Origin of the sequence: Lysinibacillus sp. FSL H8-0500, from assembly GCF_038051955.1 — a bacterium.
Taxonomy (GTDB): Bacteria; Bacillota; Bacilli; order Bacillales_A; family Planococcaceae; genus Lysinibacillus; species Lysinibacillus macroides.
The window spans coordinates 1,634,111-1,646,775 of sequence record NZ_CP150292.1 but is presented as its reverse complement, the minus strand read 5'-3'; the positions used below and the strand labels follow the sequence as shown (position 1 = coordinate 1,646,775).

The window sequence follows — 12,665 nt, the reverse complement described above, 5'->3', positions numbered from 1 at the left end:
ACAGTAGCTGTATTTTCATTTGTCTTAATTAGGAGGGAAAATCGATTGAGTACTGGTGGTGAACAAAAAAAACCAACAGAGCTATTGATTGCTCTAGGTATCAATGAGAAAATCTCAAAAAAAAATATCCATACCTATCTAAAACAGTTAAAAAACATACCAAGTCTAACAATCAACTTAGATGTTAAGGGCTATAATAGCCAATTGTTTATTGATTATGGTAAACAAATTCAAGCATTAGAGCAGCAATTAGATACACTGAATGGCAAGCTACAAAACATTGGTGCTGAAGCATCCGCTCCCCTATCAATTTTTGAAAATGTTAAACAGCAAATAACCGATTCTATCAAATCTATAGATACATTGAATAAAACATTTAAGGATGCAAAAATAAATGTAAACTCCTTCTATAAGCAACTGACAAAAGTCCCAACAAATGACCTACAAGCTCTTAAAAAATTAGTATCACAGCTAAAAGCAGAAATTGAAACGGCTACTATTGATCAATTTAAGCTAAATGGTATTCAAAAAGCACAGCAAGATTTGCAAACCTTTGAAACCAATCTATCTAGCATATATGAGCTACAAACATCCTATATAGATACATCCAGCTTTGAACAATTAACAGCCCAAATCACTGATTTAAACAATCAGCTTAGCGATATCCAGCTTGGTGAGGGTTTAAACATTGCAGATATCTCGAATGTTTCAGCTCAAATCGAAAAGATGAATCAAGATATAATCGAATTTGGGCAAAATACAGGTCAAGCAGCCCAAAGCTCCGCTTCATTGGGATCATCTATCATGGACAGTCTAGCTCTCACATCTACCCTTAAAACCATTGGCGAAGATATTTCCGGTGGATCAGCCCCTATTAAATTGTTGCGTAATCTTCATGGCATTGGAATCGTAGGTGGGCTTTTTTTCGATATGTATACGGAAGAACAACAAAAAATTAACCAAACAGTTGCGGAATTTGAGGCTAGCCAAAAAGCAATGCTAGGCCTATATAGTCAAAATGCAGAAACTATCGATAGCCTTATTCCAAAATATGAAAGATTAAGTAAGATAGTTAATGATGGCAATGCCGACAATAATACTTTAAAAGAACATGAGAATATTCAAAATCAATTAGCTAATCTGCTCCCTTCCTTAGCTGCTAGTGAGGATGAATATGGCAAAAAAATAGTAGGTTCAGCAGAAGCCATCAAAATAAAAACACAGCTTTTAAAAGAACAACAAGCAATAGAAAATAAGGCTGCTTCTGCTAAAGAAGTGGAAGCTAGAAAAGCCACAATAACTAAGAATGAAGAAGAACTCAATAAGTTACTTAAAAAAAATGAAGACGAGTTATTACGGTTTGCTAGAGGTAATAATAGAAGAAATGCTGGTGTTAGTGCTGAATACAAACAAAAAGTATTTGATAAAAGGGATTCTTCTGCGGGTGGAAGGCAGCCCTCTTCTGTAGAAGAAGTGGTAGATTCTTTCTGGGGTTTATTTGAAGGGAAACCTATTTACGACTCTGTAGAAAAATTACAAAAATTTTTACCTGAGCTTCGAATAATGCTGACTGAAGCTAAAAAATCAGGTACTGATACAGATGTTCAATATTTAGAATCCTTAATACGTGATGCTGAACGCACTTTAAAGTTAACTAAAAATCCCTTAAATGAAATCAACAATTTATTGCCTGAAATAAAAACTAATTACATCAATAATTTAGAAGCTATTATTGAGAAAAATAATGCTTTAACGGGAAGTACAGAAGAGGTTGCACAAGCTCTAAGTGCACAGTTAATCTCCACAGCTAATGCTGATGAAATTCAAAATTTGAATTCTGCATTGGAAGCTTTATTTAAAGATAAAAACGCACCAAAGTTTGTAAATGATATTAATAAACAGCTTAATCAATTATACTATGCACCACCTGAAGAATTCGAAAAAATGCAAAAGGATGCTTCTAGTTATATAGAAAATATACAGAAAAAATTTAAATCTGCCTATCCAGATATGGATGATGCTACACTTACAAATCTTCAAAGTGGTATAAAACAATATCTGGCAAGTATCACAAAAGACTATGAGAAATATGGAGAGACAATGAAGGCAACAGGATTGTCACTTCATCATTTTACCTCTTCATCTGCAGCATCTGGCAATGAACTTGAAAATCTAACCACTAAAATGAAGAATTATCAAAATGTAGCAGAAGAAGAAATAGGTATTTCAAGTTCTTATGTGGATGCTCTAAATAATTCTCTATCTTCCTATCAAGAAATCTCAATGCAATTAGATGAGCACTCTCAACAAACACTAAACGATATTTTAAATAAAGAACATTTAACTACACAGGAACAAAATATAAAAGACCTTTTAGATGCTCGTTACGCAATCATGCAAGATTTAGCTACTGTCTATCCTGATTTATTAAAAAATGACTCTATATTAATTGGTCTTTCAAAAGAAAAAATAAATATGATGATTGCGGAAAATAATGCAAACGAGGTATTATTAAAAGCCTACAAACTCTTTCGTGATGGAAAATTAACTGCTGAGCAAGAGGCAACATTAGCATCCGCTTTGGGTACTAAAGCTCGTATTGAAAACCTGAAAAGTGAACTTGAAGCCATTCAAAAAGTAAGTAGCTCTACATTTAATAAATATGAAGAAATACAAGCTAAATACAATCGCGGCGAAGAACTAACGGACAGTGAAGGTAGATTCTTACTAGCTGCTTCTCAATCTCGAGGGGACTACGTTGGCTATGGGGAATACTCAGAGAAGCTTAAAGCACTAGATGATCAAATAAGTCTATTAAATACTGACATTGGTAAAATTAATGGCTTTACCTCTGTTATTAAAAAAAATGAACAAGCTACAAATAAATCCACTACAGCCCAAAAAAATGCCAACACTGAAAAAGAAAAAGCTATCTACATAACTGATAAATACAAGAAAAAACTAGAAGAGTTAAATGTTCAAATTGCCAAGCAACAAAAGTCATTATCAAAGCTACCTGAACATTCTAGTGAATATCGGCAAGCTTTAGAAACGCAGATTAAATTTGAAAAAGAAAAACTGAAGGCAATGCAGCAGCAAGAAACTTCCTTAAAAAACCAAATTGCCTCAGGGAAGATTCAAAAAACTGGTACTATCACAGGTAGCTCCTCTGCTCAAACAACAACAAGTAATCAAAAATTAAATGGTTGGTCTGGCACAATAACGAGTGGCTACCGAGCAACACGAATAATTAATAATAAAACTGACATTCATCGTGGCATAGATATTGCCTCCCCTCTTGGTACTCGTTTAGATGCTAATATTAGTGGGAAAGTTATCGCTAGTGGCGATGCTAAGGCTAATAATATGGATTCATCTTATGGAAATGTTGTTGTTATACAAGATGCTGATAATAGGAAGCATATTTATGCTCACCTAGACAAAGCAATTGCTAAACTGGGCGATACCCTTGTGGCTGGTACGCAAATTGGGACAATCGGTTCTTCTGGAACATCATCAGGGTCACACCTCCATTATGAAATAAACGTCAACGGACAACCTGTTGATCCATCAGCATTCTTAAAAGATGCTCAGAATGGGAAAATTTCTATAGTTTCTTCATCAGCTAGTAGTGCAGTTGAGACAACACAGGCAGCGATCGATCAGACTATATCTGAGGTACTGAACTTACAACAGCAAATATTAGATCAACAAGAGAAGATCGAAAAGCTAGAACATGATATTATTGAAAGCTATTTAGCAAAATTTGAACATCAAAAGACTAATTTTGATAATCAATTAGAAACTAGTGATAATCGACTGAAAAGGCTAACTGTATCTTCTGAGTCCTATCGTAAAGAATTAGATAAACAGGCGTCTTTATTAAAGGATAAGAGGAAAGTTAATCAAAATGAAATCGCCTACCTTGAAGGTGTTATTAAAAGTGGAACTGTTTCCAAAAAAATTGTTGCCGAATATACGCAACGCCTACATGAATTAAATCAAGTTAATAGTGAAATTGATTTTACTATTTGGGATGTTGGCGCTAAAAAGCTGGAATCCTACATGACAAAGTTTGAAGAACAGCGTCAAGCTCCAAATAATACGATTGCGTATGAAAAAGCGAAAAGCGAAGAATTAGATACCTCTTCTCCTAGATATATAAAAACTTTAGCCAATATCAATAATGCAATGAAAGAGCAGCAAATTGCCAACAGTCATGAACTAACGCAATTAAATACTTTAGTTAATGGCAATAAATTATTTGGTGATAGTTTAGATACTGCTAAACAACGTATTAAAGACCTAACCGTTGAGATGAAAGAATTGCAAATTGCGATTCAAAATGGCGATTATGATATTTTAATCAATATCAAAACACAATCAGATGAGAAAGTAAAAAACATAGAATCTGAAATTAATCGAGCTGAACTAATTCGTAAAATGTTTGATGAAGGTTCTAGTGACTATGAAAAATATACAGATATTATGATTGATGGGCAAAAAAGAATTGCTCAACAACATTTGCAAACGAGAGATAATTTACTAGAGGAACTACAACAGCGCGATATTACGGCCGAGCGTATCAAAGAGGTCATAGACTTAATAAATAATGAGTATAATGCCTATTTAAATGCGACTGTAGCCATCAAAGAATATAATAAACAAAAAAATGATGCGAAAGAAGCCCAGTTAAAGGACATTGCTGATAAAGTTATTAATGCCTATAAAGATTACTATCAAGAGCTGAAGGATGAGCATATGAAGCAACTTGATGAGGAAATTGAGCGCGAAAATAAAAAACATGAAACCATCATGAAAAATCTTCAAGATGAAATGGACTTATTTAGAAAAAGTGTTGAAGATAAATTGCGTTTACTTGACCGTCAAGAAGCTCAAAGAAGCTATGATATGGAAATTGAAGATTTAGAAACGGAACGTGCAGATGTTCAGAGTCAATTTAATATTTTAGCATTAGATAATTCTCATGAGGCGAAAGCTAAGCGTAAAAAACTCCAAGAACAGTTAGATGAAATTGATAAAAATATTGCTGAAAAACGCCATAACCGAGAAATTGAATTACGTAAAGAGTCTTTAAATGATGCATTAGAGGCTAAAGAGGAAGAAACAGATGAAAAAATAGAGCTCCAAGAAGCAGAGCATGAAAATTTAATTAATAAAATTGAGCGTGAAAAAGAATACTGGGAATCATATTATAATGATCTACTTAATGATGAACGTGAATTTGCGAAAATGAGAGAAAGTATCATTGACGGTCACTTGGAAAATGTCGAAGCTGATCTTAAACAGTTTCAGGATAAAATGAAAGCCACACTACCAGATATGGGAAGAACATTAGAAGGAACTATGGATGCCGTTGGTCTATCCATTAAAAATAATGTAATTTTCAATTTGGAAGAGGCCCTGGCATTAATAGATAAATTTAATATTAGTCAAAAACCATCTGATAAAGGCTTATTTGAAACAACCCCCCATACTAAGCAAAACACGCAGACATCTACAGGTAATTTATCTGAGGGCGACTTGCAAGTGCTATTAGGTAAATTTTTATTTGACAAAGTATTACCAAACGCTTCGGGAACAGATAAGAATACCATTCGTCAAAAGGCAACACAATTAGCAGACCAAGGCCGCAAAGATAGCAAAAATCCGCAATTTACTAAAGATGGCGTTAATTTCGAAAATGCATTTAACACACTAACTCATGCTGATAAGGATGCAGTATATGAGTATTTTAACAGCAATAAAGGTATTTTAGGGGGAAAATATAACCATGTTATCGAGCAATTTATTAGCAGTATTTCTGGTAATAAATATGAAGCTACAAATAGCAAAAACAATCAAGCTGCTAGCTTATCTACAGCCGATATGCAAGTTATGCTAGGTAAATTTATTTATGAAAAGCTCATTCCCGACGCAACCTTAAATGCTAACACGAAAACGGCTCTTAAAAACAAAGCGGACTATGCTGCGGCACAAGGAAGAGCTGATGACTCAGAGATTTCTAAAGATGTGACGTTTGATTCTGTTAAAAATACATATACTTCAGCTCAGATTGATCAATTAAAATCATTCTTTAATGCCAATTTAAATCTTATTGATAACACTACAACACGGGAATTAATGAAGAACAAGATTGCTTCTCTCAATACTGGTGGTTTTATGAATTGGACTGGCATAGGCATTGATGGTAAAGGTGGAAAAGCGATTATTGCTCATCCTCATGAAATTATGCTAAATAAAGCCGATACAAGAGGTTTATTTAATTCAATCAATATTATGGATAGAGTGATGTCCAGTTTGGCTCCTTTCTTCTCTAAATTTGTACCCTCCGCTAAAACCTCTCCCCTTTCTGGTGGAGATACTTATGGGAATATAGAGATTCATTTTAATGTTGATAAAATGAACGGTGACAGCAATGATTTAAAAAGATTTAGTAAAATGATTGATGATGATTTATTACGTAGGAAAGGAATGAGAATATAGATGTTAGAGTCCATTCATTTTATGTATGACAATATCTCATCAAAAGATATGGGTGTCAACATTGCTTGGTCTAAGGGTGGATTATTTGAAGAAAATTTTCTTCCTAGCCGTAAAATTATTGAAAGAAAAGTGGCTAATAATGAAAAACCTTACTTTCAGAGAGTGGAACATGAGCCACTCTCTTTTCAGTTATCTTTTTATCTGGAAAATTGGGTGGAAGATAAAGATATACGAAAAATCGCTAGGTGGTTATTTCAGCCTTACTACAAGCCATTAGTTTTTGATAGTAACCCCAATAGAGTGATCCATGCGCTGATAGAAGGGAACTCCGCACTATTACATAATGGTTTAAAGCAAGGATATGTTGAATTATCTATTAGATGTGACTCTCCTTATACCTATTCACAGGAACAAAGTTTTACTAATTTAACGTTTAGAGATGCTAACACAGGCTATCACATTATTGACGATAGTCATACATTTGCACAAGGAGAATTGATAAACACAAAAGTGACATCGAATGGATTAACGATTGACAACGTCAATAACTCTTGGGGAATATTATATGCCAACACTAAAAAATGGGGTGAATTGTAAGATGGAAACCACAAATCAACTTGAACTAAATATTACCACAGCAGCAACGTTTGAGGACGATGATATTAAACAAACAATTATTGAATATGGAAATAATTTCAAAGCATTAGAGCAATATGTAAAGAATGCTACTGATTCAATTGATGAATTAGATGATAATCGGCTTTACAAAGTTGGACATATTTTATGGAATAAGACCCCTGTTAGCGGTTCATTTGCTGGATGGATTGTCATAAGAGAAGGCATTCAAGCAAAACAATGGCTAGCCAATAAAAAGTATAGTATAGGAAATCTTGTTAAGCCTCCAATAGATAATGGAGGGCTCTATGAATGTGTTGTTGAAGGTCAAAGTTCAACTACTTCCCCTGTCTTTCTAAATACGTTAAACCAGGAATTTTATGATGTAGCAGGTGCAACTTGGAGAAGTGAATTCAATTATGAAGTAGGCGACTTAACCTTTCCTACAAATGGAAGCAAACTATACTATTATATTTGTGAAACAGCTGGCTACTCCTCCACAACTGAACCTATATGGTCCTCTATTCAAAATGATACAGCTTTTATAGACGGTACTGTTGTTTGGAGAAAAGCTAAAAATATTATCTGGAAAAAGGTTGGAACAAATTGTGAATTTAGACCATTCGGAAAAATAGAATAGGAGTTTTATTATGAAATGGGGTTCTTTAATATATTCTACAGGCTCTTACGTCTCTAAAAGCTATGCAATATCCAATGTTTCGTCAAAATACCTAACAACGATCCTTGCAAATATTATCAATATACATCATCAAAAAGTTGAATTTTTCTATTCTCTTTCCAATGACTATAGTCATTGGACTAAATGGAAATTAATAAATTTCAATGACAAAACCTTATTAAATGATTATAAATTAGAAGGATTAATTTTTAGATACAAAATTGTACTATATGCCGATAAAAATGATAAAAAACCATATATACAATCCTTCTCTATTGCCTTTGATCCTTGTGAATTAGTGGAAAACTTAGGTGATTGCATAATCAAGCCTAAACTCTGGATTCGAAAAAAGAATGGTAACGGTGATATTGAACTTACTAATCTAATGTCCAATCAAACCTTAATAATGAAAAACCTGATTGATAATGAAGAAGTTTTTATTGATTGCCAAAAAGAAGATATCGTTTCGAACAGACAGCATTTAGGGGTTTATAGATATGATGACCATAACGATGAATATTTAGAATTAGCAGTCGGTCATAATTTCTTAAAGGGGAAAGGAGATTTTGATATGGATATGAGGTACCAATATATTTTTATACAGGAGTGAGGTGAAATTCATTGAAATTAGGTGAAATAAACTATAATTTAAAACCTGATGATGCAAGAATCTTTCTATGTAGACCAGATAAGAAAACCATTGCTAGAATTGGGGAGGCTTATGATATTCTTTATAATACCAAAGTTTCTATCCTAAACGAAATTTCTTTTAAAATCCCTACTACCCTAATTGAAGACGGCGTTCCTGTTGATAACAAAAATATTGATAAAATTAAAAACCGTTATCTCTTTAAATTGAAATATGGACATATTACAGAGTATTTTTTATTAAATGAATCCAACAAGGCATATAGCGATGATGAATATATTCAATACTCTGCCCTATCCTTAGGCATTCAGTTAAGTGATAAAAATATAAGAAATTTTGAAGTTGTCAGTAAGACATTATCTCAAATTACTACTGAAATTTTATCTTCAGTAAATACAATATGGAAATTAGGCTATGTAGATAGCTACTTTGAAGAAATTTATCGAAGCTATGAGGTGGCTTCAAATAATATATTAGAAATTATTTATGACTTAGCCAAGCTTTGGAATGCCTTAATTGTTTGGGATTCTATTAAGTGTGAGATCCATTTCTATAGACCTGAAAATATAGGCAAGGATAAGGGATTTTATATACGAGATGGTAAATATTTAGAGTCATTTAATTTAGCGATCAATACAATTGACACAATTACTCGATTAAAAGTATACGGCCAAGATGGCTTATCCATACATCGATTAAATCCTACAGGCCAATCATATCTCGAAGATTACAGGTACTACCTCTACCCTTTCAAACGTGAAAATGGGCTGGTTGTTAGTCACTCAAAATATTTAACAGATAGCCTATGTATGGCACTAGAGGATTATCAAGCATTAGTAGAATCACTATCTGAGAAATTCACGAATTTAACCACAATGGTCACTACACAAAATTCGATTATCCAGACCGAGGAACAAAAACTAAGTGCTCTAAATACACAAAGGATCGTCATTGAAGATGAGCTAGATTTGTCAAATGCTAGCTTTCAATCCTCCACCCTTAATCACCAAGACATTATTCAACGATTAGAGGCAAAGCGGTTAGAAATATCTAATCAAGAGGCTTTTATAAGAAGCTTAAATTATCAGCTTTCTGATTATGAAAATGACTTAAATGATTTAAGAGAAAAATTAGCAAGAGAAAATAACTTTACGGTTGAGCAGCTAGCAGAGTTATCAAATTTTGAAATTGAAAAAGAATACATTAACGATTCCATTATTGATGATGAAGATTTAATGGAAGAAGGCCAAGAAGTATTTAGAACATATCTTGAACCTAAAATTAAGCTTGATATGAATTTAATTGATTTCCTCTCTATCGTTGAATGTCAAAATGATTGGGATAAGCTAGGTTTAGGAGATATTGTAAGGGTTAGATACGACCGTTTACAAGTAGATATAAAAGCTAAAATTACTGAGATTGCACATAATTTTGAAAATGAAAGCATTTCTGTTGTGATTGAAAATGAATTTGATGAAGAGAATAACTGGCTAGAGCAACTAAATAAAGCGGGTAATACGTCCACTATTGTTCAAATGGATAAATGGAAATGGAATTTGTCTGAAAAAAATAATGGTGCCATCAATGATATTATCAATAATAAATGGGATGCCTTAAAAAATGCAGTGATGGCAGGATACAATCAGAAAATTGAAATCAGTGAACGTGGAATTATTGTAAGAGATTTAGAAGACCCTTTAAGCTGGTTAGTGATCCAAAATGGATTTCTAGCAATTACCAATGATAACGGTGAGTCTTGGAAACATGCTATTTCTAAGGATGGTATATTTGGTGAACGTATTTTTGGAAAGATCATATCAGGTGTCAACCTAATGATTGAGGATGAATCGGGTATATGGATCACACAAGGCTCGAGAACGACGATTTATAACCGTCAAGGTGATGAGGTAATGTATGTAGGCCTAGTTTCTGAGAATCAAAAAGATAGCGCAGGAAACCTAATACCTCAAGACAATGAATGCTTTGGACTTGTCTCTTGGAATCATATCACAAGAGTTGCCCTAACAACATGTGAAGGCTTCTCAGTTAGTAAAAAAGATAATGATGAGTGGAAAAAAGTATTATGGGCTAATACTGATGGCACACTGTATTCCCGACATATGGTCGCTGAGAACATTAAAGTCGTCAATAATTTAGATGAAGTAATTTTAGATGCTGAGAATAATTACTTTAATATTGGATTATTAGACAAGATTGTCGCAGACGGTAAATTAACAACACTTGAAAAATTAGAACTGATTAAAGAATTGTATAAAATTCATTCAGACTACAAATTGCTTCTGCAACAAGCTCAAAAATATATAAGAAGTGATAGAGATAATCTAACAGATGTTGAGGGTGCTTTTAATGTAGCAATGCAAACCTTCCCTACTGTTTATTCAACCACTGATAAATACTCAACAAGTGCATTAAAAAATGCTTACTTAGAGCTAATGAATGGCATGTCTAGCTATATCAAAATCATTAATAATGGGTACTCAGAATCACAAAATTTACATATTGATATGACAGATCCTATTACTGAATCCACGAGTCACATTGAGAATCGTGGTATTTTTGTGCAAAAATTTAAAAACTATTATGATGAGGCAACCCGACTTCGGCAACAAATTGAAGACTCACTATTTTATTCTGGTATCACAATGGGTAGATATCACAACAATCTTATTATGAATGATTTTGGTTTTATTGCTGTGCGTAGCGATGGTAAATATAGAGCCTACCTAAATGCTACTAATGGACTTGCCCTACAAAAATGGGAAAATGGCCAATGGGTTAGCAAATTATTTGCAACATTAGGAGATGCTAAATGGGAAGACGGGACACTGTATGCTGAAGGTTTGGTAACTAAAAATCTGCGGATTGTTGATGGTGATTTAGGTGATGCCATTACATTTGACTGGCTGGACGGTATTACTATCTATGGTAGAAATGGCGAAGAAATTAGGCTCAATGCAAATGAAGCAATCTCCATTTATGTTAATGGAGATAAAAAGTTTTACGTTGGAACGGATGGCAGACTTTATGCAAAAGATATCACTACTCATAATTTAAAAATTGTAGATGGCTTCTTAGGTGAAAAAATCATCTTTGATCAAAATGATGGCATTACGATTAATGGCAATAACGGTGAACAAATTCGCCTAAATGCTAATGAAGGTATTGCGATTGATGTTCATTCAGAGCCTAGATTTTGGATAAGCAAAGATGGTTACCTCTACGCTCGAAAATTATTTATTATGAATGGTGAATTAGATGAAAAAATTCTTGAATCCTTAGGTGAGGATAATAGCTTTATATCTGATTTAACAGTCACTAAATTAAGAACTTATGACCCTAATGATCCTGATAATTATGTTCATATTAAACAAAAGTTCTTGCGATTTATCACTAAAAGCGGTTCAACAGAAAATACCAAATATGAAATGTATTTTGAAGGTTCAGGAGTGCAAGCCTACCCTGTTGCTATTTGGGGCAGTGGCTCAGGAAATAATACAAATAATAATAAAGCAAAGCAATATAAGACATCTGAAGGATTCTTTACGGAATATATCGATGAGGGTGGCGAAAAACATGCTATTAATTTAAACACGGATCGAACAAAGTCGATAGAAATCACTACACCTCGAACAGTCTCCATAAAAGGAGGTGGTGGCAGCATTATAATGAATAACTCACAATTAGAAATAAAATTTGGCAGTAATGCGATTACGATGTCCGCAAGCGGCATTAAAGTAAACGGTACACGTATTGACCTAAATTAAAGAAAGGAATTTTACATGGCAAAGATAGCTTTAAATCATGCGACAATCTCTGATACTACTGCATTCAATCACATCCAGTATCAACAATTTGACAATGGAAATTGGCTACCTAAAACAGCAGAGGCAATTATCAAGGGAAATGTTACCTCAACAGTAACAAATGTAATAATTAATGGTAAAGCCCCCATTGTTCAAGGTGATAGAACGAATGAAAATGATACCTATACCCTACCTGCTGGTGGCGTTTATACCAATGGTGCTCATACTAATGCTCAGGGTTCAGTGACAGTCGGAAATAGTAGAAGTGTCTTTATTAATGGAAAATCAGTTGCTATTGAAAATTCCAATGTGACAACCCATGCAGGAACTAACTGTAAAATCAATGGTGGCGTTAGTTCTACTGTAAATATAGGCTCATAAAGAAGGTGAT

6 protein-coding genes are annotated in these 12,665 nt (G+C 33.6%); all 6 read left to right on the top strand.

Annotated elements, in window-relative coordinates; genetic code table 11:
- Positions 1-45: 45 nt before the first annotated feature.
- Genes MHB44_RS07710 through MHB44_RS07685 form a run of 6 tightly spaced genes read left to right on the top strand, consistent with a single transcriptional unit; the run spans position 46 to position 12,655 of the window.
- A complete protein-coding gene (locus tag MHB44_RS07710; protein WP_341302242.1) occupies positions 46-6,507 on the top strand; it encodes a peptidoglycan DD-metalloendopeptidase family protein in 6,462 nt (2,153 codons plus the stop codon).
- Positions 6,508-7,104 carry a phage tail domain-containing protein gene (locus tag MHB44_RS07705; RefSeq protein WP_341302241.1) on the top strand — a complete coding sequence of 199 codons (597 nt, stop codon included), beginning with the start codon at positions 6,508-6,510 and terminating at the stop codon, positions 7,102-7,104.
- A gap of 1 nt (position 7,105) precedes the next feature.
- Positions 7,106-7,762, top strand: coding sequence for a hypothetical protein (locus MHB44_RS07700; RefSeq protein WP_341302240.1), 657 nt, complete (start codon positions 7,106-7,108; stop codon positions 7,760-7,762).
- Between the two features lie 10 nt (positions 7,763-7,772).
- Positions 7,773-8,411, top strand: a complete 639-nt coding sequence (locus MHB44_RS07695) for a hypothetical protein (protein WP_341302239.1) — start codon at positions 7,773-7,775, stop codon at positions 8,409-8,411.
- A gap of 11 nt (positions 8,412-8,422) precedes the next feature.
- On the top strand, positions 8,423-12,235 hold the full coding sequence (locus tag MHB44_RS07690) for a phage tail protein (protein WP_341302238.1): 3,813 nt from the start codon (positions 8,423-8,425) through the stop codon (positions 12,233-12,235).
- A gap of 15 nt (positions 12,236-12,250) precedes the next feature.
- Entirely contained in the window at positions 12,251-12,655 is a 405-nt protein-coding gene (locus MHB44_RS07685) for a hypothetical protein (protein WP_341302237.1), read from the top strand.
- Positions 12,656-12,665 lie beyond the last annotated feature (10 nt).

Bases quoted from the DNA above. Each gene is read 5' to 3' on its own strand.
- MHB44_RS07695 (WP_341302239.1), top strand. From the start codon at position 7,773: ATGAAATGGGGTTCTTTAATATATTCTACAGGCTCTTACGTCTCTAAA.
- MHB44_RS07700 (WP_341302240.1), top strand. From the start codon at position 7,106: ATGGAAACCACAAATCAACTTGAACTAAATATTACCACAGCAGCAACG.
- MHB44_RS07705 (WP_341302241.1), top strand. From the start codon at position 6,508: ATGTTAGAGTCCATTCATTTTATGTATGACAATATCTCATCAAAAGAT.
- MHB44_RS07685 (WP_341302237.1), top strand. From the start codon at position 12,251: ATGGCAAAGATAGCTTTAAATCATGCGACAATCTCTGATACTACTGCA.